The 26147-nt window shown below is 59.9% G+C and carries 26 protein-coding genes and 1 tRNA gene; 17 read left to right on the top strand and 10 right to left on the bottom strand.

Translation table 11 applies throughout. The features are described 5' to 3' along the window. Positions 1-18: 18 nt before the first annotated feature. Together purD and BLU39_RS13985 are read right to left on the bottom strand one after the other, a co-directional pair. Complete coding sequence (purD, locus tag BLU39_RS13990) at positions 19-1287, bottom strand: phosphoribosylamine--glycine ligase (protein WP_046686096.1); 1269 nt, start codon at positions 1285-1287, stop codon at positions 19-21. 60 nt (positions 1288-1347) lie between these two features. Continuing rightward, positions 1348-2073: a YebC/PmpR family DNA-binding transcriptional regulator gene (locus BLU39_RS13985; RefSeq protein WP_072455668.1), complete on the bottom strand. Its 726-nt coding sequence runs from the start codon at positions 2071-2073 to the stop codon at positions 1348-1350. 155 nt (positions 2074-2228) lie between these two features. Between BLU39_RS13985 and BLU39_RS13980 the strand changes: the two genes are divergently transcribed. From BLU39_RS13980 to BLU39_RS13965, 4 genes are all read left to right on the top strand, one after another. Further along, positions 2229-4700, top strand: a complete 2472-nt coding sequence (locus BLU39_RS13980; protein ID WP_092713933.1) for an alkaline phosphatase D family protein — start codon at positions 2229-2231, stop codon at positions 4698-4700. Between the two features lie 99 nt (positions 4701-4799). After that, the gene (locus BLU39_RS13975) at positions 4800-5720 is read left to right on the top strand and encodes a DMT family transporter (RefSeq protein ID WP_092713931.1); all 921 of its coding nucleotides are present in this window, start codon (positions 4800-4802) and stop codon (positions 5718-5720) included. 28 nt (positions 5721-5748) lie between these two features. Then, positions 5749-6138 (top strand): methylglyoxal synthase, encoded by a 390-nt coding sequence (locus tag BLU39_RS13970; protein WP_034786684.1) that lies wholly within the window; start codon positions 5749-5751, stop codon positions 6136-6138. 22 nt (positions 6139-6160) lie between these two features. After that, positions 6161-7150 (top strand): quinone oxidoreductase family protein, encoded by a 990-nt coding sequence (locus BLU39_RS13965; RefSeq protein WP_092713929.1) that lies wholly within the window; start codon positions 6161-6163, stop codon positions 7148-7150. A gap of 169 nt (positions 7151-7319) precedes the next feature. Here BLU39_RS13965 and BLU39_RS13960 read toward each other — a convergent pair whose 3' ends face one another. Beyond that, positions 7320-7949, bottom strand: a complete 630-nt coding sequence (locus BLU39_RS13960) for a DUF4136 domain-containing protein (protein ID WP_092713927.1) — start codon at positions 7947-7949, stop codon at positions 7320-7322. Positions 7950-8146: 197 nt separating this feature from the next. Between BLU39_RS13960 and pepN the strand changes: the two genes are divergently transcribed. The 5 genes from pepN to BLU39_RS13935 all read left to right on the top strand — a co-directional run bounded on the left by pepN (position 8147) and on the right by BLU39_RS13935 (position 14120). Then, positions 8147-10801, top strand: coding sequence for an aminopeptidase N (gene pepN, locus BLU39_RS13955; RefSeq protein ID WP_092713925.1), 2655 nt, complete (start codon positions 8147-8149; stop codon positions 10799-10801). 141 nt (positions 10802-10942) lie between these two features. Further along, on the top strand, positions 10943-11944 hold the full coding sequence (locus tag BLU39_RS13950; RefSeq protein WP_092713923.1) for a class 1 fructose-bisphosphatase: 1002 nt from the start codon (positions 10943-10945) through the stop codon (positions 11942-11944). 117 nt (positions 11945-12061) lie between these two features. Continuing rightward, positions 12062-12137 (top strand) — tRNA-Thr (locus BLU39_RS13945). A gap of 154 nt (positions 12138-12291) precedes the next feature. Beyond that, on the top strand, positions 12292-13257 hold the full coding sequence (locus BLU39_RS13940) for a tyrosine-type recombinase/integrase (RefSeq protein ID WP_092713921.1): 966 nt from the start codon (positions 12292-12294) through the stop codon (positions 13255-13257). Positions 13258-13562: 305 nt separating this feature from the next. Continuing rightward, on the top strand, positions 13563-14120 hold the full coding sequence (locus BLU39_RS13935; protein ID WP_092713919.1) for a DUF2335 domain-containing protein: 558 nt from the start codon (positions 13563-13565) through the stop codon (positions 14118-14120). Between the two features lie 18 nt (positions 14121-14138). On the opposite strand, the gene BLU39_RS28185 is transcribed toward BLU39_RS13935, so the two are convergent. The 7 genes from BLU39_RS28185 to BLU39_RS13905 all read right to left on the bottom strand — a co-directional run bounded on the left by BLU39_RS28185 (position 14139) and on the right by BLU39_RS13905 (position 19192). Next, positions 14139-14396: a hypothetical protein gene (locus BLU39_RS28185; protein ID WP_139178275.1), complete on the bottom strand. Its 258-nt coding sequence runs from the start codon at positions 14394-14396 to the stop codon at positions 14139-14141. Beyond that, the gene (locus BLU39_RS13930; protein WP_092713917.1) at positions 14393-14593 is read right to left on the bottom strand and encodes a hypothetical protein; all 201 of its coding nucleotides are present in this window, start codon (positions 14591-14593) and stop codon (positions 14393-14395) included. Before BLU39_RS13930 ends, BLU39_RS28185 begins: the two co-directional genes overlap by 4 nt. A gap of 241 nt (positions 14594-14834) precedes the next feature. Next, a complete protein-coding gene (locus BLU39_RS13920; RefSeq protein ID WP_092713913.1) occupies positions 14835-15419 on the bottom strand; it encodes a hypothetical protein in 585 nt (194 codons plus the stop codon). Continuing rightward, the gene (locus BLU39_RS13915) at positions 15416-17572 is read right to left on the bottom strand and encodes a ParB/RepB/Spo0J family partition protein (protein WP_175539299.1); all 2157 of its coding nucleotides are present in this window, start codon (positions 17570-17572) and stop codon (positions 15416-15418) included. Before BLU39_RS13915 ends, BLU39_RS13920 begins: the two co-directional genes overlap by 4 nt. Then, on the bottom strand, positions 17565-17810 hold the full coding sequence (locus tag BLU39_RS28620; RefSeq protein ID WP_175539298.1) for a hypothetical protein: 246 nt from the start codon (positions 17808-17810) through the stop codon (positions 17565-17567). The genes BLU39_RS13915 and BLU39_RS28620 overlap by 8 nt, the downstream gene beginning before the upstream one ends. Continuing rightward, positions 17807-18124 carry a hypothetical protein gene (locus tag BLU39_RS13910; protein WP_092713909.1) on the bottom strand — a complete coding sequence of 106 codons (318 nt, stop codon included), beginning with the start codon at positions 18122-18124 and terminating at the stop codon, positions 17807-17809. The genes BLU39_RS28620 and BLU39_RS13910 overlap by 4 nt, the downstream gene beginning before the upstream one ends. Before the next feature lie 387 nt (positions 18125-18511). After that, on the bottom strand, positions 18512-19192 hold the full coding sequence (locus tag BLU39_RS13905) for a S24 family peptidase (RefSeq protein WP_092714199.1): 681 nt from the start codon (positions 19190-19192) through the stop codon (positions 18512-18514). Positions 19193-19256: 64 nt separating this feature from the next. Between BLU39_RS13905 and BLU39_RS13900 the strand changes: the two genes are divergently transcribed. The 8 genes from BLU39_RS13900 (at position 19257) to BLU39_RS13865 (ending at position 26147) form a co-directional block, all read left to right on the top strand. After that, a complete protein-coding gene (locus tag BLU39_RS13900) occupies positions 19257-19592 on the top strand; it encodes a transcriptional regulator (protein WP_368087025.1) in 336 nt (111 codons plus the stop codon). A 74-nt stretch (positions 19593-19666) separates the two neighbouring features. Beyond that, on the top strand, positions 19667-20134 hold the full coding sequence (locus tag BLU39_RS13895; RefSeq protein WP_092713907.1) for a YmfL family putative regulatory protein: 468 nt from the start codon (positions 19667-19669) through the stop codon (positions 20132-20134). Beyond that, positions 20131-20571: a hypothetical protein gene (locus BLU39_RS13890; RefSeq protein WP_092713905.1), complete on the top strand. Its 441-nt coding sequence runs from the start codon at positions 20131-20133 to the stop codon at positions 20569-20571. The genes BLU39_RS13895 and BLU39_RS13890 overlap by 4 nt, the downstream gene beginning before the upstream one ends. Further along, positions 20571-23543 carry a DUF5906 domain-containing protein gene (locus tag BLU39_RS13885; RefSeq protein ID WP_092713903.1) on the top strand — a complete coding sequence of 991 codons (2973 nt, stop codon included), beginning with the start codon at positions 20571-20573 and terminating at the stop codon, positions 23541-23543. Before BLU39_RS13890 ends, BLU39_RS13885 begins: the two co-directional genes overlap by 1 nt. Positions 23544-23858: 315 nt before the next feature. After that, positions 23859-24140, top strand: coding sequence for a hypothetical protein (locus BLU39_RS13880; RefSeq protein WP_092713901.1), 282 nt, complete (start codon positions 23859-23861; stop codon positions 24138-24140). Between the two features lie 3 nt (positions 24141-24143). Then, positions 24144-24785: a hypothetical protein gene (locus BLU39_RS13875; RefSeq protein WP_092713899.1), complete on the top strand. Its 642-nt coding sequence runs from the start codon at positions 24144-24146 to the stop codon at positions 24783-24785. A gap of 375 nt (positions 24786-25160) precedes the next feature. Continuing rightward, entirely contained in the window at positions 25161-25529 is a 369-nt protein-coding gene (locus BLU39_RS13870) for an HNH endonuclease (protein WP_092713897.1), read from the top strand. Positions 25530-25610: 81 nt separating this feature from the next. After that, on the top strand, positions 25611-26147 hold the full coding sequence (locus tag BLU39_RS13865; RefSeq protein WP_080753563.1) for a phage terminase small subunit P27 family: 537 nt from the start codon (positions 25611-25613) through the stop codon (positions 26145-26147).

The raw sequence follows: 26147 nt of genomic DNA, 5'->3' as shown, positions 1-26147 counted from the left end.
TTGCCGCAAGCGGCCTGCTTAGTGCTTCAGGCCGCGCCAGCCGATGTCGCGGCGGTACTGCGCGCCGTCGAAATGGATTTTTTCCACGGTTTCATACGCCTGCTTCTGCGCCATCTTGATGCTGTCGCCCAAGCCCACCACGCACAGCACGCGCCCGCCATTGGTGACCAGGCGTTCGCCGTCGATGCGGGTGCCCGCATGGAAGGTGACGGAATCCGGCGTTTCGGCCGGGATGTCGCCGATCGCCGTGCCCTTGACGGGATCGTCCGGGTAGCCGGCGGCGGCCATCACGACGCCAACGGCCGTGCGGCGGTCCCATTCCAGTTCCACGGCGTCCAAGGTGCCGTTGACGGCGTGTTCCATGACGGTGACCAGGTCCGTTTTCAGGCGCGCCATGATCGGCTGCGTTTCCGGGTCGCCCATGCGGCAGTTGAATTCCAGCGTCTTCGGCGTGCCCTTGTCGTCGATCATCAGGCCCGCGTACAGGAAGCCCGTGAACGTGATGCCATCCTTGGCCATGCCCTGGATGGTCGGCACGATGATCTCGCGCATGACGCGCGCATGCATGGCCGGCGTGACGATCGGCGCCGGCGAATACGCGCCCATGCCGCCCGTGTTCGGGCCCTGGTCGTGGTCCTTCAGGCGTTTATGATCCTGGCTGGTGGCCAGCGGCAGGATGTTCTTGCCATCGCACATGACGATGAAGCTCGCTTCTTCGCCGGCGAGGAATTCCTCGATGACGATGCGCGCGCCGGCGTCGCCGAACTGGTTATCGGACAGCATCATGTCGACCGCCTGGTGCGCTTCTTCCAGGGTCATGGCAACGACGACGCCCTTGCCGGCGGCCAGGCCGTCGGCCTTGATGACGATGGGCGCGCCCATGGCGTCGATGTAGGCATGCGCCGGAGCGACGTCGGAGAACGTTTGGTAGGCGGCCGTCGGGATGCCGTGGCGCTGCATGAAGGCCTTGGCGAAGTCTTTCGACGATTCCAGCTGCGCCGCTTCTTTCGTCGGGCCGAAGATTTTCAGGCCGCGCGAGCGGAACAGGTTGACGATGCCGGCCGCCAGCGGCACTTCCGGGCCGACGACCGTCAGGCCGATGTGTTCCTGCTGAACGAAGTCGGCCAGCAATTGCGGATCGCTGATGTCGAGATTGACCAGGCGCGCATCGCGCGCGGTGCCGCCGTTGCCCGGCGCGACATACACCATCTGTATGCGTTCGGACTGGGCCAGTTTCCAGGCCAGGGCGTGTTCGCGGCCGCCAGAGCCGACTACCAGAATTTTCATAGGGACCGTTCGTTCAATGTGGGTTGCAGGGCGGCGGTGCCGCCCTTGAGTACAGAGTGATTAATTCTCTATTAACGCGTTGGTAAACACTTCCTGCACGTCGTCCAGCAGTTCCAGCGCATCGATCAGCTTTTGCATCTTGATGGCGTCGTCGCCCGAGTACACGGTTTCCGTCGCCGGTTTCATGATGACTTCGGCCACCTCGGCCTTAAAGCCGGCCGCTTCCAGCGCTTCCTTGACGGCGGCGAAATCGTGCACGGGCGTCACCACTTCAAAGCCGCCTTCTTCATCGGCGATGACGTCGTCGGCGCCCGCTTCCAGGGCCGCTTCCATCAGCTTGTCCTCGTCGGTACCCGGCGCGAACAGCAGCTGGCCGCAGTGCTGGAACATGAAGGCGACGGAGCCTTCGTTGCCCATGTTGCCGCCGTTCTTGTTGAAGGCGTTGCGGACTTCGGCCACCGTGCGCACCTTGTTGTCGGTCATGCATTCGACGATGACGGCCGCGCCGCCCACGCCGTAGCCTTCGTAGCGCACTTCTTCGTAGTTGGCGCCATCGACGCCGCCGCTGCCGCGGTTGATCGCGCGCTGGACGTTGTCTTTCGGCATATTGGCGTCAGCCGCCTTGTCGACTGCCAGGCGCAGGCGCGGATTGGTGATGGCGTCGGCACCGCCCATGCGGGCCGCAACCGTGATTTCCTTGATCAGGCGCGTCCAGATTTTGCCGCGCTTGGCATCGGTGGCAGCCTTTTTATGCTTGATATTGGCCCATTTGCTATGTCCTGCCATGTCGAATCTTCCTTAGACGGGTGTTCAATTGTGGCCGACATTTTAGCATATCGGCCCCTTGCGAAGCGGCATGGCCCCGTCATCAGGATGACACAATCTGTTGCTAAAGTGACGCGCTTTCACCATATCGAGGGCGCGACATCATGGCAAGTCAAATGGACAGACGGCAATTTCTGAAATTGGGCGGCTTCATTACCGTCTCCGTGGCCACCGTCGGCCTGGCCGCCTGCGGCAGCACCGACTACAGCGATCCCGGCGTGCCGCTCGCTTCGGGCGGCGACTGGAAATTCCCGCAAAGCGTGGCCTCGGGCGACCCGCGCGCCGACAGCGCCATGCTGTGGACGCGCGTCGTGCCCGCCAGTTTCGACGCCGTCGCGCCCGCCGTGGCCGGCAAGGCCGACGTGGCCGTGCGCCTGATCGTCAGCGCCGCCGACAATACGGCCGCCCTGGGCGGCAACACGGCCCTGGCCGGCACGCCCATCGTCGACGCGAAACTGCCCCTGAAAGCCGATTTCGACAATACCCTGCGCCACAAGGTGACGGGCCTGCAGCCGGGCCAGGTGTATTTTTACCAGTTCATCGCCGGCGACGTGCGCTCGAACGTGGGCCGCTTCAAGACGGCGCCCGCCGCCACTAGCGACGTGGCGCAGCTGCAGTTCGCCTACCTGACGTGCCAGGACTGGAGCATCAACCACTGGGGCGCGCTGTCGCACATCGCGGCCAATGAAAACCTCGATTTCATCGTCCACCTGGGCGACTACATCTATGAAACGGTGGGCGAAGCGTTCCAGAGCGGGGCCGTGGAAAGCCGCCACGACCAGCTGAAACTGCCCGACGGCACGTTCAAGAGCGGCACGTCCGGCGCGAAATACGCGACCACCGTGGCCGATTACCGCTACCTGTACAAGAAATACCGTACCGATGCGCGCCTGCAAGCCGTGCACGAACGCTTTGCCTTCATCGCCATCTGGGATGACCATGAATTCACGGACGACGCCTGGCAGGATGCGTCCACCTACGAAGGCATCGTGGCGCTTGACGGCAGCGATCTGCACCAGCCGGCCCGCCGCCGCAGCGCCAACCAGGCCTGGTTCGAATACATGCCGGCCGACGTCACGTTCGATGGCGCCGCAACCACGTTCCAGAACATCCAGATCTATCGCGATTTCCAGTTCGGCAAACTGATGCAGCTGGTGATGACGGACGAGCGCCTGTACCGCGCCGACCATGCGATCGCCGAGTCGACCATCAACCCGGCCACGGGCAAGCCGCTGGGCAGCATCGGCAGCCGCTACCTGGTGCCGCAAGCGCTGTTCGACAGCGTGGAAGGGCAGAAAATGGCGGCCGCCACCAAGGCCGGCGCCGACCCGCTGGCCGCTGTCGGCATGCTGGGCAGCACGCAGCGCGACTGGTGGAAAAGCAAGATGAAGGCGGCGACCTCCACCTGGAAACTGTGGGGCAATGAAGTGTCCTTGCTGCGCATGGGCTTGAATGGCACGGACGCGATCGCCACCTTGCTGGCCTTGAGCGCCATGAGCAAGGTGGGCCAGGCCATCGCCAGCACCCTGCCTTTGGTGGGCGGCAGCGTGCCGCTGGCGTCCGCCATCGTGGCAGCATCGACGGCGGGCGCGGCGCAAAACGTGGCGCAAGCGGTGGCCATGGCCATTGCCGGCGCGGCAGCGAACGCCAGCGCCCAGGGCGCCGCTGCCGTGGGCGCCGGCTTGAGCGCGGCCCAGGCCGGCATCACGGTGGCCGCCTACAACAGCGCCTCGCCGGCCGCCGCCGCGCAAGTGATCGCCTTCGGCTGGATCAAGCCCGACGTGCAGGCCAAGGGCGCGGCCTCGAGCTTTGTCGCCGCATCGGGCCAGCAAGCGGCGCTGGCGCCATTCTTCACGCGCTTCCTGCTCAATTGCGACCAGTGGGACGGCTACAACAGCGAGCGCAAGAACCTGATGGCGCATCTGAAAACGAACGCCATCGGCAACGTGGTGGCGCTGACCGGCGATATCCACTCGTTTTTTGTCGGCACCGTCAGCGACGATTTCGACGCGGCAGGCGGCGGCACGCCCGTCATGGTGGACCTGGTGTCGGCCGGCGTCAGCTCGGACTCTTTCTTCAGCTACCTGAAGTCGGCGGCCGGCAGCATGGGCGATATCGGCACCCTCGTCAGCTATCCGCTGGCCATTCCCGTCACGGGCCTGGGCACGGTCAATCTCGACATCAACCTGCTCGACTACACCATGGGCAAGGCGGCGCCCACCGTCGACAGCCTGCTGGAGCAATTGCGTGTGCAGCTGCGCGGCGCCTTGGCCGCCAAGGGCGTACCGGAAGCGCAACTGGACGCGACGGTCGCCGCCGTGCAGGCCGGCTTGAAAGCGAGCACTGACTTCAGCACGACCCTGCTGGGCCTGGCGCAGCAATTGTCCGGCCTGGGCAACAACCCGTGGATCAAGCATCTGAACACGGATGCGCAGGGCTACACGGTGGTCACTGTAACGCCGGGCAAGCTGGTGGCGCAGTTCAAGCAGGTGAATAAGCTGATCGGTACGGCGGCACCGTCGAACGTGATTGCCCGCGTGACGACGGCGACGGTGACGGCGGGCGCGGCGGCGGTGCTTATTTCCTAGCCCAAAATGCAAGGGCTGGGGTCGGACCCTCAGGGTCCGACCCCAGTATTTGCCGTTGGGGTTGTCAGCCGTCTTTGGCTTTTGCCTTACAATCTGGACATGAGCTCCAGTTCCCCGCAAGCAACCCCGTCTTCGCTTCCCCGTTCCGTCTACCTCGGTGGCCTGGCCATCGCCGTGGGCGGGGCGGTGCTGTTTTCCACCAAGGCCATCGTCGCCAAGCTGCTGTACCGCTACCAGATCGACGCCGTTACCCTGATCGCCTTCAGGATGATCTTTTCGCTGCCCGTGTTCGCCGTCATCGCGTACTGGAAGATGCGCACGGAGCCGCCGCTATCAAACCGCGACCGCCTGCGCCTCGTCGGGCTGGGCCTCGTCGGCTATTACCTGTCCAGCTATCTGGATTTCCTGGGCCTGCAATACATTTCCGTGGGGCTCGAGCGCCTGATCCTGTTCCTCACGCCCACCTTCGTGCTCCTGATTACCACCGTGTATTTCAAGCAGAGCATCAGCCGCCTGCAGTGGCTGGCCTTGCTCACCTCCTACTGCGGCATCGTGCTCGTGTTCGTGCACGACTTGCAGGGCGGGGCCAGCAATGTGGCGCTGGGTTCGACCCTGGTGCTGGGCTCGGCCTGTTCGTATGCCGTGTATCTGCTGGGCTCGGGTGAACTGGTGAAACGCATCGGTTCGATGCGTCTGGTCAGCTACGCGATGTGCGTGGCCAGCTTTGCCTGCATCGCCCAGTTTTTCATTTTGCGCCCTGTCGAACTGCTGATACAGCCCATGCCCGTGTATGGTTTGTCATTGCTCAATGGCATCTTTTGCACGGTGATGCCCGTCTTCATGACGATGATCGCCGTCGAGCGCATCGGCGCGCCCGTCGCTTCGCAGGCGGGCATGATCGGCCCCGTGTCGACCCTGTTCCTGGGCGCCATGATCCTCGACGAACCGATCACCAACTGGCAACTGGCTGGCACCAGCCTGGTATTGGCCGGTATTTACTTGCTGTCGAAAAAGAAATAATTCCTCCACCCACTGAAAAGTCCTCACCATGAAAACACGCATCGCCCTGATTGCCCACGACAAGAAAAAAGATGACATGATTACCCTGGCGGGCGAATACCTGGATTTCTTGAAGGGTTGCGAACTGTCGGCCACGGGCACCACGGGCGGGCGCCTGATCAATGAACTGGGGCTGGCGGTCGAGCGCAAGCATTCGGGCCCGTTCGGCGGCGACTTGCAGATCGGTTCCCTGCTGGTGGAAGGCTTGATCGATTGCGTGATCTTCCTGCGCGACCCGATGACGCCGCAGCCGCACGAGCCGGACATCAACGCCCTGGTGCGCGCCTGCGACGTGCACAACGTGGCGTGCGCGACGAATCTGTCGTCGGCGCACCTGGTGCTGTCGCAGCTGCAGGCGCGCGCCAGCGCGGCCGCCTGATCCACCTATACGAGGAGATAGCATGAGCGCAACGATTACCACCAAGGCCATCCGCGTGCAGCGCACGGGCGGCCCGGAAGTGATGGAATACGTGGACGTGGAACTGCCGCCGCCCGGTCCCGGTGAGGCGCGCGTGAAACACGAGGCCATCGGCCTCAACTTCATCGACGTGTATTTCCGCACGGGCCTGTACCCGCAGCCGCTGCCCAATGGTCTCGGCGTCGAGGGCGCGGGCATCGTCGAGGCGGTGGGCGAGGGCGTCACGGAAGTGAAGGTCGGCGACCGGGTGGCGTATGCGGCGCGCATCAATGGCGCGTATGCGCAGCAGCGCAACCTGCCGGCGGCCCTGCTGCTGGTACTGCCCGAGCGCATCGCTTTCGATACGGCGGCCGCCATGATGCTGCAAGGCTTGACGGTGCAATACCTGTTCCACCGCACGGTGGCCCTGAAGGCGGGCGACACCATCCTGTTCCACGCGGCCGCGGGCGGCGTGGGCCTGATCGCCTGCCAGTGGGCGAAAGTGCTGGGCGTGAACCTGATCGGCACGGCCGGTTCCGATGACAAGGTGGCGCTGGCCAAGGCGCATGGCGCGGCACACGTCATCAACTACAACACGGAAAACTTCGTCGAGCGCGTGCGCGAGATCACGGGCGGCAAGGGTGTCTCCGTCGTCTACGATTCCATCGGCAAGGATACGTTCATCGGCTCGCTCGACTGCCTGGCGCCGCTGGGCATGATGGTCAGCTTCGGCAACGCGTCTGGCCCCGTGCCGGCGTTTACGCTGAGCGAGCTGGCCTCGCGCGGTTCGCTGTTCCTCACGCGTCCGGCCCTGTTCAGCTATGCCTCGAACCGCGCCAACCTGGAAGAGATGGCCACCTCGCTGTTCGGCGTCGTCAGCAGCGGCGAAGTGCAGATCGAGATCAACCAGCGCTACAGCCTGGCCCATATCGCCCAGGCGCACACGGACCTGGAAGCGCGCAAGACGACCGGTTCGACCGTCATCGTGCCATGAGCGGCGGCAGTGATGGCACACCGAAGTTCGGCCGCCTGCTGATCGTGCTGTTGTTGGCCGTGGCCCTGATCGGCGCACTGACTTTTGCCGCCGAGGCGTATTATTCTTAGGTGAAAAAAAACCGGCTGGCGCATTGCTGCGCCAGCCGGTTTTTTGTATTGCCGCGTCATTACTCTATCTTGACTTCGACTTTACGGGGCACGCCGCTCTGGCCGGGGAAATCGGCAAAGGCGCTGGCCACCATGGCCGGCATCACTTGCGACGTGGCGCGCTTGTTGCTGGTCGATTGCACGGTCACGTCGTACAGTTTCTTGCCGTTGCGGTCGTTGATCGTGATGCGCAATTCGCGTTCGTATTTGTGGCGCACGCTTTCTTCCACGTCCAGCGGGCCATACCAGTAGGGGTTGTAGCCGAAGCGGCCATAGCCTGGCCATGCGCCGTAGCGGTAGCCATAGCGGCCAGGCCAGTAGCCGGGGCCATACCAGAATGGGTCCGTGGTCTGCAGCACGCGCTCAGGATAATCGACGGTGGAGAAATCCATTGCTACGCGCAAATTGGCTGCCGCAGGGCCGGAAGCTTCGCCGAAGCCGTGTTTTGCCAGTTCCGCGCGCACCAGGTTCTGGTAGCTGCGGTATTCCAGCGTATCGTTTTCCGCCACTGGCGCTTCGAATACATATGATTTGTCCTGCAATTGCGCAGGCCATTCATGGAAGACGGTCACATCGCTGCGTATGGTGGTGGCGCATCCGGTCAGCAACACGGTCAATGCGGCCATCATGATGGTGAGATAACGTTTCATTGCATGACCTCCTGATAGTAGACACAATTCATCGCTTAGTATTATAAGAATAGTTCTATTTGTTTCTATTCATTATTACAGAATGTTACGGAGCATGTCGGCCTGTAAGGGAATCCAACATTCCTGAGCCGAATCGCGACTATCGGGGGCTGGTGTTGGTAAAATAGGCTTTTGCCTCCGCTCCCACCCAAATCCCTATGCGCACAGACAGCCCTCAGACGATTTACCGCAAAGATTACACGCCGCCCAGCTTCCTGGTCGACAGCGTCGAACTTGGTTTCGATCTTGATCCCGCCCGCACAGTGGTGGCGAGCCGGATCCGCATGCGCCACAACCGGGCCAGTACCAGCCGCAGCATCGAATTGCACGGCGAACACATCGAACTGGTGATGGTGCGCCTGAATGGCAAGGTGCTGAAACCGTCGCAGTACAAGCTGACGGCCGGCATGCTGACCATCCCCAAGGCACCGGACGAGGTGCTGCTCGATATCGAGACCGTGCTGGCGCCGCAGGACAATACCTCGCTGTCGGGCCTGTACGTATCGAACCATAATTTCTTCACGCAGTGCGAAGCGGAAGGCTTCCGCCGCATCACCTTCTTCCCGGACCGCCCGGACGTGATGGCCAAGTACACGGTCATGCTGCGCGCCGACAAGGAACAATATCCGGTGCTGCTATCGAACGGCAACCTGATCGAAGAGGGCGACCTGGGCGACGGCCGCCATTACGCCAAGTGGGAAGACCCGTTCAAGAAGCCATCGTACCTGTTCGCGCTCGTCGCCGCGCGCCTGGTGTGCCAGGAAGAGCGCTACACCTTGAAGTCGGGCCGCGAAGTGCTGCTGCAAGTGTGGGTGGAAGAGGGCAACCTCGATAAGACCGACTACGCCATGCAGTCGCTGAAAAATTCGATCCGCTGGGACGAGGAACGCTTCGGCCTGGAACTGGACCTGGACCGCTTCATGATCGTCGCCGTGGGCGACTTCAACATGGGCGCCATGGAAAACAAGGGCTTGAACATCTTCAACACCAAGTACGTGCTGGCCAATTCGCGCGTGGCGACCGACGTCGATTACGCGGGCATCGAAGCGGTGGTGGGCCATGAATACTTCCACAACTGGACCGGTAATCGCGTGACGTGCCGCGACTGGTTCCAGCTGTCGCTGAAGGAAGGCTTGACGGTCTTCCGCGACCAGGAATTCTCGGCCGACATGATCGGCACGGACACGGGCCGCGCCGTCACGCGCATCGACCAGGTGCGCACCCTGCGCCAGGCGCAGTTCCCTGAAGACGCGGGTCCGATGGCCCATCCCGTGCGTCCCGACTCCTTTGTCGAGATCAATAACTTTTATACCGTTACTATCTATGAAAAAGGCGCCGAAGTGGTGCGCATGTACCAGACCCTCGTGGGCCGCGATGGCTTCCGCAAGGGCATGGACCTGTATTTTGAACGCCACGATGGCCAGGCCGTCCAGTGCGACGACTTCCGCGCCGCCATGGCCGACGCGAATGGCCGCGACTTCACGCAATTCGAACGCTGGTATAGCCAGGCCGGCACGCCCATCGTCAGCGCTTCCACGCGCTACGATGCGGCCAGCCGGACGTTCGAGCTGACCCTGGCGCAAAGCTGCCCCGCCACGCCGGGCCAGCCGAAAAAACTGCCGTTCCACATTCCCGTCACCGTCGGCTTGCTGGCTGCCGATGGCCGCGATATGCCGCTGCACGTCGATGGCGTGGCAGCCCATGGCGCCACCAGCGTCGTGCTGGAATTGACGCAGGCGTCGCAGACTTTCCGCTTCACGGACGTGATGGAAGTGCCCGTGCCGTCGCTGCTGCGCGACTTTTCCGCGCCCGTGGTGCTCGAATACGGCTATACGGACGCCGAGTTGCTGCACTTGTTCCGCCACGACAGCGACCCCGTGAACCGCTGGGAAGCGGGCCAACGCCTGGCCATGGAGCGCCTGCTGAAACTGACGGCCGCCGTTGCCGCCGGCGAGACCCTGGCGCTGGACGACACCTTCATCGCAGCGCAGCGCGCCTTGCTGGCCGACGACACGCTCGATCCCGCCTTCCGCGAGCTGGCCCTGATCCTGCCGTCGGAAACCATCATCGCCGAGCGCATGGCGCAAGTCGACCCGCAAGCGATCCACGCGGCGCGCCAGTTCATGCGCCGCACGATTGCCGCGGCCCTGAAGCCGGAACTGCTGGCGCAGTACCACGCCAACCAGACGCCGGGCGAGTACAGCCCCGACGCCCTGTCGGCCGGCAAGCGCGCGCTGAAGAACCTGGCCCTGTCGTATCTGCTGATCGCGCCAGGCGCGCAAGAGCTGGACCTGGCGCGTCTGCAGTTCGACAATGCCGGCAACATGACGGACCGCGCCGCGGCGCTGGCGGCGCTGATTCATTCCGGCTCGCAGCCGCATGCGCAGGCGGCCCTGACCAGTTTCTATACCGACTTCGAGAACGAGGCGCTGGTGGTCGACAAGTGGTTCGCCATGCAGGCCGCCGCGCCCACGACCGACGTGCAAGCCGTGCGCCAGCTGATGACGCATCCGGCCTTCACCCTGAAAAATCCGAACCGCGCGCGCAGCCTGATCTTCAATTTCACCAACGGCAATCCATCGCAGTTCCATGCGCAAGACGGCAGCGGCTACGCCTTCTGGGCCGAGCAGGTCATCGCCCTCGACGCCCTGAACCCGCAAGTGGCGGCCCGCCTGGCGCGCTCGATGGACCGCTGGCGCCGTTACGTGCCCGCGCTGCAAAGCCCCATGCGCGACGCGCTGGAAAAAGTCGCCGGCCAGGCCAGCTTGTCGAACGACGTGATGGAAGTGGTCAGCAAGGCGCTGGCCAATTGATTGCACGTCGGATGACGCCCTGCGGGCTAATCCGACCTACGTATGCAACGGGATTCATTATTTGTAGGTCGGCTTAGCGCCAGCGGCGCGTAAGCCGACAGGCACCGAACGAGACATATTTAAAACTAACTAAGGGAATTCATGAAACGCATCAGTCTTACGCAATACCTGGTTGAAGAGCAGCGCTCGAACAACAGCATTCCGGCCGAACTGCGCCTGCTGATCGAAGTCGTCGCGCGCGCCTGCAAGACCATCAGCCATGCCGTCAGCAAGGGCGCGCTCGGTGAAGTGCTGGGCACGGCCGACACGGAAAACGTGCAGGGCGAAGTGCAGAAAAAGCTCGACATCATCTCCAACGAGATCCTGCTGGAAGCGAATGAATGGGGCGGCCACCTGGCGGCCATGGCGTCGGAAGAGATGGAGTCGATCCACCCGATCCCGAACCGCTATCCGAAGGGCGAATACATGCTGCTGTTCGACCCGTTGGATGGCTCGTCGAACATCGACGTCAACGTCTCCATCGGCACCATCTTCTCCGTGCTGAAAGCGCCGGAAGGCATGGGCGAGCCGACGGAGAAGGATTTCATGCAGGCAGGCGCCAAGCAAGTGGCGGCCGGCTACGCCGTGTACGGCCCGCAAACCATGCTGGTGCTGACCTTCGGCAATGGCGTGAACTGCTTTACCCTGGACCGCGAGATGGGTTCGTGGGTCCTCACGCAAAGCAATATGCAGATTCCGCCGACGACGAAGGAATTCGCCATCAATATGTCGAACGCGCGCCACTGGCATCCGCCCGTGAAACGCTATGTCGACGAACTGCTGGCCGGCGACACGGGTCCGCGCGGCACCAACTTCAACATGCGCTGGATCGCCTCGATGGTGGCCGACGTGCACCGCATCCTGAACCGCGGCGGCATCTTCATGTATCCGGCCGACCTGCGCGACACGTCGATGCCGGGCAAGCTGCGCCTGATGTACGAAGCGAACCCGATGGCCTTCATCGTCGAGCAGGCCGGCGGCGCCGCCACCGACGGCCAGCAGCGCATCATGGACATCGCTCCGCACAAGCTGCACCAGCGCGTGCCCGTCTTCCTCGGCTCGAAAGACGAAGTGGCCCGCGTCACGGCCTATCACGCTGAGTAAAAAAACGGCACTTTCCCACGATTTTCAGCGGCCCGCAGCCGGGCCGCTAAAAAAATGCAAAAAAGTTCGCGTTGACACTAGCAAATTTTGTGCATTGTTTGTAGAATGTGGGTCTTCGCCGTTGTAGCTCAGTTGGTAGAGCAGCACATTCGTAATGTGAAGGTCGCCAGTTCGATTCCGGCCAACGGCACCAAGTATTCGTAAGTGGTAGTACGGAAAAACCCAGATTAACCCGTTTTCATAGGGAGAGGCTGGGTTTTTTTACGTCCGCGTTTTCGGCGTAGTCCGGTATAAAACGGTGAAATACTGCTACCATTTGCCAAAAATTGGCAAAGGGTTTGGCAAAAATGGCAGCACCAACAAAAGACGGCAAAAAATGGCGCCACAGGGTGATGGTCGCCGGAACACGCTTCAGCGGGACATTTGACACGAAGGCGGCTGCCTTGGCCTGGGAGGCTGAGCAGCGAATCAATGCTGGCGGGAAAAAAGCAGTGGTCAATACGAAGACCTGCGCCGATGCGTTTCGCAAGTACGAGCTTGAGGTATCTAAGTTAAAGCGAGGCCACCGATGGGAGGCGTTCCGCTTGGCATTCTTTGCGGAGATGCCCCTCGGCTCCGTCAAGATGTGCGATTTGGATGCTACCCATATTGCCGCTTGGCGCGATGAACGGCTGCTGACCGTCCAGGGCGGTTCGGTAACCCGAGAAATGAACCTGCTGTCGCACGTATTCTCCGTCGCTCGCAAGGAGTGGAAATGGATATCGGCCAGCCCTACGGCCGACGTCGCGCGGCCAAAGGCTAAGCCGCCCCGTGATCGCCTTATTAGCTCCGAAGAGATCAAAAAGATTTGTATCGCTCTTGGTTGGGATCACCAGGCGGCCGGTGTCGTCCCAAAGACCAAGCAGCAGCGCATAGCAATAGCTTTCCTCTTTGCCATTGAGACTGCGATGCGTGCTGGGGAAATATGCTCGTTGAAGACGGAAGATGTGAATGGTCGCGTGGCTAGGCTGCGGATGACGAAAAACGGCTTACCTCGCGAGGTGGCGTTGTCCCCGCGTGCAGTGGAGCTGTGGGCAATGGTGTCAGATGGATTTGATTTAACGCCAGCAACGCTTGATGCGATGTTCCGAAGGGCACGTGATACTACGGGGATTGAGGGCTTGACGTTCCACGACACCCGGCATGAGGCTATCACTAGGCTGGCAAGCAAGCTTACTGTGTTGGACCTTGCTCGGATGGTTGGGCATCAAGATATTAGGCAGTTGCAGATTTACTACAACGCTACTGCAGATGACATTGCGGGAAGATTGTAATTGCAAGAATTGACCATATATTAGTTATAGATTAGGGTACGTTCAATCGCGCGCCCACCGAATTCGCAACGATGTACGATTTGATCAAGGGTTGTTGACAGCTCCGTCAACAAATTTGAGTAATCAGTGTATTATTCGACTCATGAAACGCTCACTCCTTAAAAATCTTCCGACAGTATTCTCGTTGCAGCCGAACAGCAACTATAGCAAGTTTGTTGTTTACAACAATGCAAGCGAGATGATGTGCGATACTTGGATTAACCTTGGTAAAAGGCTAAACCATTCAATCGCAGAGGTCGGTAGAGATGTCGAAAAAGTATCCAAACAGGCCGAAAAGCGGTAGCCCTAGGCGCGCCTCATCCGCTGCACAACACAAAGAGAGCGCCGAAGTGGCGCTCGGGGAGCTGAGGCCTGTTCCTGAAACCAATCCTTTAGAGCGTATTGCGGGCGAGTTCCTCCCCGGAACTGCCCCAATTGCTGCGCGTAGAACCGTGACGCGCACAGAGCGCTTTAACGGCCCCATTCCACATCCTGATATATTTCGCAAGTATGGAGATGTCATCCCAGACGCCCCCGAGCGAATACTTCGTGTCTTTGAGGCAGATTCGCAACATGTACGTGAGATCACTAAGTCCGCGTTAGTTGCTCAGCGTGCAGACAATAAACGCATCCATTGGATGGCATTTTGCCTCATTGTTGGGGGGTATGCGATGTCCGGCTTATTTGCTTACTTAAATAAGGATGTACTCGCCGGCATAGTGCTGTCGACTACCATTGTGGGTACCGTTGTAGGATTTCTCCAGCAGCGCGGTTCGGCCGAAGCCGGTGATGATGAACCAAAAGGCAAGAGCGGAGAAGAGTGATTGCCTTTTGGTTGCGGATCATGAGACGTGACTTTCAGCCCATTTGATTACCTCGCGCGCCTTGTACAGTGCTTGAGCGCGTCCTGGTGTCGGTAATCGAATAGGCCGGGGGAACGACGGAAGGCATACGATATCGTCGCGTACCGTGTCCACCGAGCGCTTCAGGTAGGCGCCAATGTTCTTGGTATCCCATAAGTCAACCTCGACAGGTAGCGGTGGAGGTAGTGGCTTGGACAGGCGCTCAAGCAGCTTCACCAGCATTTCTTCGGTACTCATACATTTCCTTTCGTGTTCTCTGCTAGCGATACAGTTTTGATCTGTGCAGCAAATTTAATAAGCATGCTTCGATACTGCCCGATTGACTGACAGCTGGCTGCCAGGTGATCGCTGACAATTACGTCGACCAGGTTGTTGAAATTGAGCTCGGCACGGTGGAGCTGGGCGGCAATCGTGCCGGTTTTGGCCGCTGTCATGGGCACCACCAAGACAATCCTGCTAGGGCACCAGCTAGTACCACGAACGCGATGACAATCCGAAAGCGGTACTGCATTGGCTCAGCGCCGTCTTGGCGCCGGGAGCTCGGGGCGCCGATAGATGCAGTTACGGCCGCTAGATGGGCCGCGATAGCTTTGTCTTCGCGCTGGTCGGCCTGTGCGGCGAAGTGCTTCTCCATGCTGCGCAGCGTGCGCCTGAATTCGGGGCTTAACATTTTCATTACGCCGCCCCTTCGTCGTTGGTGCCAGCGGCTGCTGCCTTACGATCAAGGCGCTCAATTTCGGCCATTAGCAGTGCGGAAGCCTTTACACAGTTCAGGCGTCGCGTTGCTGGCTTCCACCAGATATCGGCCCATGGCCAAGCAGTTGGCGTCTGGGTCGGGTCGCTGTGCCGTGCGTAACAAGAGGCAGCGATCGCAAGTTCGCCCCACTCATACCAATCATCGTGCTCGGCTGTCCAGCCATGCGCACTTTGTTGCCGGCGCCGCTCGGCGATCACGTCACGCGCCGCGTCATTTAAGGTGGCGTCTTCGATCAGTGCGCCGATAATCTCGACCGGACTATTCGTCCATTTGAAGCCTGGCCGATATGCGGCGATCTCCTGCAGCAGCTGGTGGCCAATGTTGGCCATGGCTGCTACCTGATGTTCTTCACTCGCCTTGAAATTGAGTGCGCCGGCGTTGACCATCAGCCAGGTGTCGCAGTAACCGGTGGCTGGAGCGCTTGGCCAGGACAGGCGCTCCTGGACTTCGACTGCGTCAATACGTTCCTGTGCGGGCGTGGCCGCTATGCTCTCGCTGTTCATTGTGTTTCCTTCGCGGTGGTAGGTAATGCGGTTGCGGATGTTGGCCAGGGCCATGCTGCTGGCTTCGTAGGGCTTTTGGGTTTGCGTAAACGCGGCGCCGGCTTCTTGGTTTCTGGCTCTGGCTGGTTGACCGCAGTTGCTGCAGGCCGCTCGATTGCGGCGACTTCGTCCTGCGGCGCCAAGTTGATTTGATCTGCGAGGTCGTCGGCATCTTCGTCGTCGGATTGCTCCGGCACCACGTGGGCCGCGCCAGGTGTGCTTGTTTCGTCGGCGCGCAGCCAGACTTGACCAGGCGCGTAATACCAGCCGTGGGTATTTGCAGCCTGTTCAAGGGCTTTGATCATCAGCGGGCACTCGGCGAGGATGAACTTGGTGAGATCGTTCAGGCGGCCTGGTGAGTTGGCGATGAAGTCGCCCAGTTGCTGTACCTGGACGTCTTCGAATGGAATCTCGTCCATTTCCAGCTGCAGGCGTACGGCATCGGGATCGATGCCCTCATGGCGAGCCATGGCGTGCATGGTTGCCTCCTGAGTTGAGTATTCATCGTCGCTGAAGTACCGGTCACCTGCGAGGCAGTCGCCCAGCAGCATATCGACCAGCAGCAGTTGCACGTCGGGCAGGCCGGCCTGGTCGATGTACGCGTGAATGCTCTCGGTGGTAGACGTGTCAAACGGATAGTCCAGTTCCTGGTCCGGCAGCTCGTGGGTGGTCAGCGCGAGCTTGGTAAATTCGCGCAGCGAGGCCAGTGAGAACCCGTTAGCGCCTTTAGCGCGCAGACGTCTGTACAGTTCGATGCGGTAGAGCTCGTCCTGTTCAGCCTGTTTTTCGGCTGCTGCCTCTTCCGCGCGCGCCTTGGCTATTTCAGCCTGTTTTGCCGGCGTGTTCGCTGCCGCTTCCTTCTTCTCAGCTATGGCGCGCACATTGGCCATACGTGCCGCATGAACTTCGACCGTTTCGCATGCGCCAGCGTCTTCAAGCAATTTTTGGATTGGAGCCTTGTCGTAAAACGGGGTCACTTCGCCGCCTTCGTGTTTTACATACCACGCTGGCTCAGGCAGTAGGCCGCCATCGAGGTAAGTCGCTGCATTGCCTTGGTTTTGGGTGGCAGGCGAATTGCGATCAAACACCCACAGGGGAGAGTTGGCCATGACAAACAGGCTATAACGGTCGTAGGTGTTTTTACGATAGATGGTTTCCCCCTCGACGCCTTCATATACCGGAACGCCGGTTTTACTTGCAGCAGCAATGGTCAGCGTATCGTGTGCCATGCGCTTCTCGGCGTAGCAGTCCGGGTCTGTGCAGACGTCTGCACTTTTGATGTCGCCGAATACCTCCGGCTGATTGCCGGTCTTCTTTGGGCATTTGGTGCAGGCGCCGGCCAGTGGCAGGAGCGTGGCATCGCTGAGCTTGAATAGCGCGCGCGTCAAGTCGACGGTATAGCGCTCCTGGATGTGGCGAAGCGCGGCGCGGTAGGGCATAGGCTCGCCAGTGCCTTGGTATGGTGCGCTAATGTCGGCCAGGGCCTTGATCTGAAGCGCCGGCACGGGCACACGTGCGATCAGCAGCGCCGTCGACGCCGAGATCACGTTATCGAGGAATTTCTCGCGCACCTCGGTCGTCAGGGCGCACAGCTTCAAGCGACCATAGATATGGCTGCGCGACTTCTTCAGTTTATCCACCAAGCGATCAGCGGTGTAGCCGGCATTGAGCATCAGCTCCTGGAACCCTTCGGCTTCTTCCATCGGGTGCGGGTCTTCGCGTTGCAGGTTCTCCAGCAGCTGGATCTCGCGCGCCTGCAGGTCCGTCAGATTGCGGATCATGGTCGGACCGCGCTGCAGCTCGGCGATGTTGCCAGCGCGCCAACGGCGCTCGCCGGCGACGATCTCGAAATGCTGAGGCGCGTCATCGGTTGGCGTGACAGGGCGAATCAGGATGGGCTGGACAATTCCAACTTCCTTGATGTTGGCGGCCAGTTGCTCCAGAGCGGTCTGGTTGAACCGTTTGCGGTTGGTGTAGCTGGGGCGGATGTCGGCCCAGTCGGTGATTGCGAATACCTGGTCGTTGACCAGCTCGTCGACGACGATGCGTTTCTCGCTGCGGGCCGGGGCTTTCTTCATGCCTCCGATGGTGGGTATTACTAGGTCGCTACTCATGTGCGGCTCCTGGTTGTGGGCGGGTACGGCCCGGTTCGCGTTTAATGAAATCAAAAGGGGTGCTGTTGCCGATGGGGAGCAGCTCATGGCCTTCGGCCAACTGCGCCACCAGGGCTGCCTTGGCCTGGCGTGGCGTCATGGCGCGGCCGTCCGGGTGGGTGAAGCCGCGCAGCTCGTGGAGTGGCCTGGCCAGCACGCTGCGCACATCGATTGCAAGGTGGACGAGCGGAGCGGTCATGCTGGCACCCGTGGAAGTGGCACGCCCAGCCTGACGCCGACGCCTGTCGGCACGGCGATGTTGATCAGCCAGATGGTGTGCAGCGGGTTGGGCTGCGCGGCGGCCATGACGGGCGGATCGATGCGGTAGCCTCGTGCACGCATGACGTCGAGCAGGCGCAGCATGTCGATACTGCGGCCGCCGTCGGACGACAGGTCCATCGGTGCGCATCGAACGGACTTGGCCAAGTGCTGTAGGCGCGCCAGTGCGGCGGACGCGGCCAGGGCCTGGCTCAGGTGCTGATCGTGCGCCAGCGGCTTGGCGCCGGTCTTCATTGCGGCGCCTTGAGTGGCCGAACGGAAACCAAGCAAGGGCCGAAACGGTCGATCATGTCCATGATTACGGACGCAGCGTCTACGGCGATGGCGGAAAGTGGAAGCCCATCGCAAGGCAGTTGACCAGGCATACGGACCGTGACAGTAAAGGCGTTTGAATTTCCCATCGGCATCACCCCATCGTTGTGGTAGCTGTTTTTGATGGAATGCAGTATTACACAAGTTGTGTACTCAATCAAACAAAACGTGTATTGATTTGTGTACTTGTGTATTCTGTGGGCGACGTGAAGAGGATTTATTGAAAGAGCTAGATGTAAAAAAACCCGCAACTTGCGGGTTTTTTTGGGGGGCGTGAGCTTTTAGATGGCGATGTTTATACGTTGCTTATTAGATATGGTCGCTCTCTTTGCGTACGACGCGTCCAACTATGATGCAATCGCCGCCCCTGCATAATTTTCGATGATACTTGCGCTGATCTGGGTTATCTGAGGTAAGCCACCATTCACCGGCATCACGAGACAGGCGCTTTACGACAGCTTGACCCTCGTAGTTGAACGCGTACACAACGCCATCAATCATTGCTTTGTCTGCCGTATTGAGGATTACCAGATCTTCTTCGTAAAGTGTGGGCTCCATGCTTTGTCCATGTACTTTGATCGCTATCAGGCGATCAGGTGAATAGCCATTGCGCGCTATCCAGCGGGGATCGACGGCTACCGTGCCGCCGCTATCGAATTCTGGGTCGGCTTGAAAGCCAGTAACTCCGGCGGACAATCGTAGCTTTACTTTCTTGATGTGAACATATGAGGGGTCCCCTCGTTCCACAGCTTGCACGCGAGATGCCCCGGCGACAGTTTCGTAGCTTTCCAGCCCAAGGAGCTGGTCTGTGCTGAGCTCAAGAATCCTGGCGACAGCTACAGCCTTCCCACTCGGGACTCCGCGATTTTTCCAGTTTGTCACAACGTTTGGCGAGAGCTGCAGTTCCTCGCGCAACCACTGCTGATCTTTCTTGAGTTCTGCTAGTCGATTTTCGACTACCTCCCAAGGGATATTGGCTTTTTTATTCATGGTCACAGGATAGTCAACACTTCACAAAGCGTGTTACACAAATTGTTTGCTGTGAATACACAAAATGTGTATCATCCTTTTCATGAATCCATTAGACAGAGCAATTCATCTATGCAACGGGTCCTCCGCTCTTGCGAAGGCAATTGGGGTAAGCCCCGCACGTCTGGGGAATTGGCGTGTACGAGGGGTCCCAATTGAGTTTTGTTTTTCGATCGAAAAGGCAACAGCAGGGCGAGTGTCACGCAAAGACCTGCGCCCAGTCGATTGGATGAATATCTGGCCCGAACTTGCCGCGATGGATTCGGGACATGGTGGTCGTCAGCTGCCATCGTCAACAAATATTCTCGATACCGTACCGGAGCATTCCGTTGTAGGTGTCGATCCGCGAAGCAGGGAATGAGCAGGATTTAGTTTCATGTCGCAAGCGTAGTTTGACCGCATGACAAGAACAACCACCAAGTAGAGGGAAATGTTGTGAAAATTAAAAAATCGTACCTTGGAATGATTAAGGCATTTCCTGGCGGTTGGGATGCAATTGCAGCCGCCCTGGGCATGAGCCGCAACGGATTGGAAAACCGCGTCTACGAACGCAAAGGGCAGGGCGTCACTGTGGACACTGCCCTGCAGCTGCAGGCGTTCTCCGGCACTACGCTGTTCGCTGAGGCTGTGGCCGCATCGAGCGGTGGCGCCTTCGTAAAACTGCCGGAAGATATGTCCGACGGCAACGAAGTGCTGGCAAAAAAGTTCCGCGACATTTACGTCCGCCTGGGCATCTTCGCCTCCCACTTTGAAGAGGCGACGGCAGACGAACTGATCGATCCACGTGAGAGGGCCTGCCTTGATGCTGATATCGACGGCCTGCAGCGTGGGTTGTCCGAGCTAATGGCGTTGACAATCCGTGTCTATTGCAAGCCGGATGGCGGCCAGGATGGTGCAGTATGAGTGCGCATTTTGGCCCTCGCGCCGGAACGCGCCCTGATATTGCTTTTCGCAAGCTCGCCCAGTTGGGCGGCCGTGCCGGCCTGCATGGCTGGATGAATGCACTGACCTGGACGCGTCCGATTACCGCGTTTGAGCGAGAAATTATCAATTCGCTGATGCGTTGTCATGTCGTGCGCCGCGAGGCAGGCGATTACGTGGTGACGCAAAAAGGCTGGGATTTTGTTGGCCGCTCGACTCAAGCCACGGTGGCGCCGGCAGGCCAGGTTGCAGGGCCGCGCTATGTCGGCAAGAAACTCCCTTTGTCTCCCGCGAACATGGTTCGCGCGCCGCTGGCTCGCCCGGGCTCATTTGACTATGCAGCTATTCCTTCCCGTATGGGTAGTCAGCGCGTCCCGCATGGCTTGGCTATGCCTGGCATTACGGATGGGCAGCAATAGTGAGCGACGTTAGTCAGATACTTATCGATATGCAGGCCTGCGGCCTGCCAAGTCCTCCGAACGGCATACTGGTCACAGATGGAAAGCTGCACAAATACGGCAAGGGTAGGAAGGCCTGGTACTCGCTGCGTGAAATCGACCTCAAGTCTGGCCGGCGCGTCATCGTCGGTTCGTTTGGGCTGTACCAAGGGCAGGATTCAGGCAAGGTAAAAGTAAATGCTGATGTAGGGGCGATGCCTGCTGAGGATGTCGCTGAGTATCATCGGAAGCAAAAAGAGACGGCAGCCAAGGATGCCGAGGACCGCCGTAACAAGGCCCGTCTGGCGGCCAATAGGGCACGTGACCAGTGGAATAAGGCTGAGCATCTGCCTGTTGTGCATCCGTACCTTGAACGAAAGCAGATTACGCCTGAGGGTGTTCGTGTCAGTGATGACGGGCTCCTGCTTGTTCCTGCAATGCGTGATGGACAGATGGTCGCGGTGCAAAAGATCGACCCGGCCGGCGAGAAAAAATTCAACTTCGATAGCGATACGATTGGTGCCGCGCATACGCTGGGCGTGCTGGCCGGCGCGCCGGTGATTGGTGTGGGTGAGGGCTATGCCACCAGCCGCACCATACAGATGTTGGCGCCGGCAGGGTTCCCTGTCGAGGTGGCCTTTACCGCCGGCAATATCATGGCGGTGGCGCTGCGCCTGCGGGCGGCGCATCCAGATGCGCACCTGTTGTTTTTTGCTGATGACGATTATTTGCTGCAGGAGCGCCTCGTTCGCGATCTGGCGGGAGACTTTGGTGTCTCGGTGCCGGTAGCCATTGATGGCCAGACGCACATGGTGCGCAGCGATGACGGCCAGATCGTGGAGGTCATGGCGCAATGGATGAAAGACGCCCAGGGCGTCGACTTCATCGCTGCGGACGTGCGCCGCGCGCGTGGCACGGTGCGGACACCGAAGTTTTCGAATGCCGGCGTTTCCAGTTGCCGCGCTGCGGCAGCTGCAGTCGGCAACGCATCTGTGGTGTTGCCAGTTTTTAGGGATCGCGGCGGCCGCAAAATCAGCGATTTCAATGACTTGGCTATTGAGGAATCGTTTGATACGGCCGCAGCGCAAATTGGTTTTGCCATCCTTGCTGCGCAGCAGCCCAGTTCTACTCTTGCCGTTCATCCTGCCGCGCCAGCGGCCGCATCCTATGCCGCTGACGTTGCAGGGGCCGATGGCAGCGCCGAAGCCGATAGCCCGACGCCCCCTGCTGCGCAGCAGCCTGATTTCGTTTCTCTTGGGGGTGACGCTGCGCCAGCGGTGTTCCTTGACATGGACGTGCTGTTCGCCGAGGGCGTGGCCGACGCCTCCCCCGCGCCCCTCGTTATGCAAGGCGGCGCCGATCCGGCGCCAGCCGTCGCCGCGTCGATTGACGTCCTTGGTGAAGCACATGCCAATTCCCCGCCCCCCTTAGAAACGACTGCGGCGCCGGGAGAGACAGGCGCGTTCACGCTGGAATGGGCGGTGGCGCATTGCGCGCTGGTGCAGGGATCGACCGATATATGGGACAGCCTCAACAAGCTGCGGATGAAGAAAGCGGCATTTGTCGATATGGTCGGCAAGGACGTGGCCAAGGGGTGGGCCTCGGCGTCGGTACGCCGGACGATCTCGCCTCGGGCATTGCCCAAGACTGTGCGCGGCGTCGCATCACAAGACGGGGTGGCGGGGGGCGACAACATCGTCATGATGCTGGAGCGCTATACGCTGCTCTATGGAACCAAGACAGTATTCGATGCGGATAAGAAATCGATTATCGCTTATGACGCTATGGCCCTGGCACGCGGCAATGACTTGGCCTCGCGCTGGCTGTCCCATCCCTTACACATGGAAAAGGACTACGACAAGGTCGTGTTCGACCCTACGCAGCGCGTCGACCTGAATACGCATATCAACCTGTTCGAGGGGTTTCCGTTGACTCCCCGGCCAGACGAGGCCAAGGCGCAGCTGGTGCTCGAACTGCTGTGGAGCCTTTGCGCCACCGAGGTGAACGGGCCGGACGTGTTCCGTTGGGTGTTGCACTGGCTTGCGTATCCACTGCAGCATCCTGGCGCCAAGATGCAGACCGGCCTGCTGTTCTTCGGCGAGAAACAGGGGACGGGCAAGTCGCTGTTTTTTGAGGGAATTGTCAAGCCGATCTATGGCGCCCACGGAGCCACAGGCGGGCAGCATCAGCTCGAAGGTACATACACCATGTGGCGCTCGCAAAAGCTGTTCGTACTGTTTGAGGAGATATTGAGCAGGCAGGACAAGTATTCGTACTTCGGCCTGATCAAGCACATGATCACCGGCCGCGACACGCCCATCAGCCAGAAATTCAAGGATGACCGAGTCGAGGCCAATCACATGAACTGCGTGATGTTGTCGAACGAGTTTCAGGCTATCCCGCTGGAGCCTGAAGACCGGCGATTCTTGGTGGTAGACGTGCGCCAGCCTTTATCCCCTGAGCTGCTGGCCAGGATCACGGCCGCACTCGATGACGGCTTAATCGAGGCGTTCTATGCGTTCTTGCTCACCTACCCATTGGGCACATTCACCCCGCACACGAAGCCGTTGATGACGCCGTCGAAAGAGCGCGTGATCAACTTTGGGCGGCCGGACTGGGAGGCGTTCTATTTAGCTTGGTGCAATGGCGAGCTGGCCGCGCCTTACTGCACCTGTCTGTCGACAGACCTCTACAACGTGTTCTCTCGCTACAGCAGCAAGTACGGTCTGCGCTCGATGTCCATGACTAAGTTCAATGAGCTGATAGGGCAGCGACTGAAGAAGAACCGCCAGTGGGTCAATTTCACGACGTCGGGTAAGGGGAAGCTGCTGTCGGTGTTTCACGTGCCGTACGTGCCGGCTGAAGGCGAGCAGGCCGAGGTGGGGCGCGAGGGATCGATCAGCGAACAGTGCAAGGTCTTCCGTGACCTGGCCGACATTCGGGCAGAGCTGTGATGCTTACTCATTTTATTACAGGGTTGTGCCGGGTTGCAGCAGACCGTGATAGCGCAAGAGTTCGTATCCATGCGGGTTCTACATGGTTAACAGGGTTAACAGGGTGCGCCGCGTGTGTGCGCGTATGTGCTGGTGTTGGTGCTGCAAGGTGAGTGCGGTAATGCAGTACCTCTCACACGTGTAACTACCCATGTTAACCCTGTTAACCATGATCAAAGTAAGTATTCATGCGGGTTGTGATGTATCAGGGTTTGCCTAATGGATGGTTAACCACTGTTAACGAAGTTGAACAACCAAAGACGGCCGGGAGAGGCGATGACGAAATCGAATATGCGGGAGCAAATGCCCCAGGTGGCAGCGATCATCGATGCGTTCCGCGAGGCATTTGGTGTGGAAGTGGTGGATGCGGCGATACGGCGCGGTATGCGTGGTGGGCAAGGGTTCCACGCTACTGAGAATGGGCATGAGGTGGGCACGCCGGTATATCGGGGCGTACCGCTGGATAGGACGCCTGGGCAGTATGAGAGGCGGACGGGTGAAGTGGCATGGCAGGCAGCATTGGATCAGCAAGCGATTGATAACGAGAAAAGGGGCTAGGCGATGGAAGTGAAAGCGGACGAAGCGGTATTTGAAAACGTTGGGCAAGCGGTGCATGTGTCGTTCCTGATCATGGCCCAGGAGGCAAAGCAGGACGCGCCGTTGCGGGCGGCGCTGATCAAGGCGATGGAGTCAGTGCAATTGAACGGCAGGCAGCGTTGCTGGCTGGAGCAGCTGCGCGGCACGGTGTCGGGGTCAATTAACTTCGGCGGACTGGATGGCAACGAGGTCCGCGCCCAGTGCGCGCTGGTGCTGCAGGCGGTAAAGCATCGGTTGCCGAAGACAGAAATGTGGGTGTTGCAGGCGAAGTACGGGCAGACGGATTTCGAAGATGTGGATGGCAAGCGCCGCTTTGCCTTCTCGGCCGAGCGCATCGAAGCTATCAAGGGACTGGCGGATTGGTTCCGGCCATTGTTCCCAACGGTGAATCCTTTGGCCATCGACTGCATGCTTGGACGTTTGTTTGCCAACCATAAGAAGCTAGACATTACGGTGCGCGATCTGGCCGCATCATTTGGTGGCAGCCGCATGACCTACCAGCGCGCGTCGAAGAAGATGCAGGATCACCTGCGGGACATGGAAGAGATCGCATTCAAGAGGTTGGCGCCGAGTTTCACTTCGCAGGGAGTTGTTGGCAATAATTAGTTATCGCTTGACGCCCCTGTGACAAGCGCTGTATATTTCGGTCATTCTCGGAGTAACTGTATCCAAGGCAGTATTTACAAGCCGACTCTGAGACGCAGGACCAGATTAACCTCGCCAGGCGGCAAGCCTCGCGGGGTTTTTTTACGCCTACGTCCGAGGCCTACCAGTGGCTTGATGGTATTCGACCTGGTGATCGTCATCAAGGAAATGTTGGGCAGTGAATCTGTAAAGGTTGTGGCGTCGATAGTGCAGACGCCTGCACAAGTTTATCAACCACGAAAGAGGTGATCCCGTCTGACCCGCAGAATAAGCGGTGCCTATAGGTAGCTGTTCGTTTGCCCGCCGAGTGCGGGTTTTTTATTTTGAAGGGGCGCTATGGCATTGAGATCGAAGTCCATCTGCCGTCAACCTGGTTGCGGCCAGCTGCTCGATGTCAGTGGCTATTGCGAACCCCATGCCAAGCATGTGCGGAGCCAGTCTGACGCGCGGCGCGAGTCGTCGAGCAAGCGCGGTTACGGGCGTGCTTGGCAAAAGTCCAGAGCCTCGTATCTGTCGCGCCATCCGCTGTGTTGCCATTGCGAGGCGGACGGCAGGGTCGTGCCGGCCACCGAGGTCGACCACATCGTCGCGCACAAGGGCGACCAGATCCTCTTTTGGGATTCAAAAAACTGGCAGCCACTCTGCAAGCCATGCCACAGCCGGAAAACGGCGACCGAGGACGGGGGGTATGGCCGGGGCGGGTGAAAAGTCGCACGGGATTTTGCAGAAGACCGTGCTCATAGTCACATTTTTTCGAGCGCGTTATTTTAGGAGGGGGGGGTATCCATGGGACGTAAAGCTAAGCCAAGCGCGCTGCGTGCGATCGATGGAAACGCAGGGCGTCGGCCAGTCAACAAGAACGAATTTCGACCGGTTGCCGAAGCTCCAGATTGCCCGCGCCATCTCAAAGGCGAGGCAAAAAAAGAGTGGACCCGTGTCTGCGCCGAACTGGCCGCGTATCAAATGATCTCGGCCGTCGACCGTGGCGCACTGGCGATGCTCTGCACGCAGTGGGGCCGGTATGTGGAGGCCGAAGACATGATCGCGGCCGACGCCAAGGCCCGGCCAGAGAGCGGCGGCCTCAGTTCGCTGACGGCGAACGGCAACGTGGTGCATTCGATGGCACTGGTTGCCAGCAACCGCGCCATCGAGCTGTATTACAAGCTCTGTATCGACTTTGGCCTCACACCATCGTCGCGCGTCAACCTGGCCCCGGCTACCACGCAGCTTTCGCTGTTCGCGCCGACGATTGTCGGCGCAGAAACGGCGCCAGCTGGTGCTGATCCTGGTGCAAAAAGCCTGGGAAACTTCAATAAAAGGTAG

Source organism: Janthinobacterium sp. OK676, from assembly GCF_900103595.1.
In the GTDB taxonomy this organism is placed as follows: Bacteria; Pseudomonadota; Gammaproteobacteria; order Burkholderiales; family Burkholderiaceae_D; genus Janthinobacterium.
The sequence above is the reverse complement of the archived record's forward strand: the minus strand, read 5'-3'. Positions and strand labels throughout refer to the sequence as shown.

Coding starts and splice junctions, on each gene's coding strand:
- purD (WP_046686096.1), bottom strand. CDS start 1,287: ATGAAAATTCTGGTAGTCGGCTCTGGCGGCCGCGAACACGCCCTGGCC.
- BLU39_RS13985 (WP_072455668.1), bottom strand. CDS start 2,073: ATGGCAGGACATAGCAAATGGGCCAATATCAAGCATAAAAAGGCTGCC.
- BLU39_RS13980 (WP_092713933.1), top strand. CDS start 2,229: ATGGACAGACGGCAATTTCTGAAATTGGGCGGCTTCATTACCGTCTCC.
- BLU39_RS13975 (WP_092713931.1), top strand. CDS start 4,800: ATGAGCTCCAGTTCCCCGCAAGCAACCCCGTCTTCGCTTCCCCGTTCC.
- BLU39_RS13970 (WP_034786684.1), top strand. CDS start 5,749: ATGAAAACACGCATCGCCCTGATTGCCCACGACAAGAAAAAAGATGAC.
- BLU39_RS13965 (WP_092713929.1), top strand. CDS start 6,161: ATGAGCGCAACGATTACCACCAAGGCCATCCGCGTGCAGCGCACGGGC.
- BLU39_RS13960 (WP_092713927.1), bottom strand. CDS start 7,949: ATGAAACGTTATCTCACCATCATGATGGCCGCATTGACCGTGTTGCTG.
- pepN (WP_092713925.1), top strand. CDS start 8,147: ATGCGCACAGACAGCCCTCAGACGATTTACCGCAAAGATTACACGCCG.
- BLU39_RS13950 (WP_092713923.1), top strand. CDS start 10,943: ATGAAACGCATCAGTCTTACGCAATACCTGGTTGAAGAGCAGCGCTCG.
- BLU39_RS13940 (WP_092713921.1), top strand. CDS start 12,292: ATGGCAGCACCAACAAAAGACGGCAAAAAATGGCGCCACAGGGTGATG.
- BLU39_RS13935 (WP_092713919.1), top strand. CDS start 13,563: ATGTCGAAAAAGTATCCAAACAGGCCGAAAAGCGGTAGCCCTAGGCGC.
- BLU39_RS28185 (WP_139178275.1), bottom strand. CDS start 14,396: ATGAGTACCGAAGAAATGCTGGTGAAGCTGCTTGAGCGCCTGTCCAAG.
- BLU39_RS13930 (WP_092713917.1), bottom strand. CDS start 14,593: ATGACAGCGGCCAAAACCGGCACGATTGCCGCCCAGCTCCACCGTGCC.
- BLU39_RS13920 (WP_092713913.1), bottom strand. CDS start 15,419: ATGAACAGCGAGAGCATAGCGGCCACGCCCGCACAGGAACGTATTGAC.
- BLU39_RS13915 (WP_175539299.1), bottom strand. CDS start 17,572: ATGAGTAGCGACCTAGTAATACCCACCATCGGAGGCATGAAGAAAGCC.
- BLU39_RS28620 (WP_175539298.1), bottom strand. CDS start 17,810: ATGACCGCTCCGCTCGTCCACCTTGCAATCGATGTGCGCAGCGTGCTG.
- BLU39_RS13910 (WP_092713909.1), bottom strand. CDS start 18,124: ATGAAGACCGGCGCCAAGCCGCTGGCGCACGATCAGCACCTGAGCCAG.
- BLU39_RS13905 (WP_092714199.1), bottom strand. CDS start 19,192: ATGAATAAAAAAGCCAATATCCCTTGGGAGGTAGTCGAAAATCGACTA.
- BLU39_RS13900 (WP_368087025.1), top strand. CDS start 19,257: ATGTGTATCATCCTTTTCATGAATCCATTAGACAGAGCAATTCATCTA.
- BLU39_RS13890 (WP_092713905.1), top strand. CDS start 20,131: ATGAGTGCGCATTTTGGCCCTCGCGCCGGAACGCGCCCTGATATTGCT.
- BLU39_RS13880 (WP_092713901.1), top strand. CDS start 23,859: ATGACGAAATCGAATATGCGGGAGCAAATGCCCCAGGTGGCAGCGATC.
- BLU39_RS13875 (WP_092713899.1), top strand. CDS start 24,144: ATGGAAGTGAAAGCGGACGAAGCGGTATTTGAAAACGTTGGGCAAGCG.
- BLU39_RS13870 (WP_092713897.1), top strand. CDS start 25,161: ATGGCATTGAGATCGAAGTCCATCTGCCGTCAACCTGGTTGCGGCCAG.
- BLU39_RS13865 (WP_080753563.1), top strand. CDS start 25,611: ATGGGACGTAAAGCTAAGCCAAGCGCGCTGCGTGCGATCGATGGAAAC.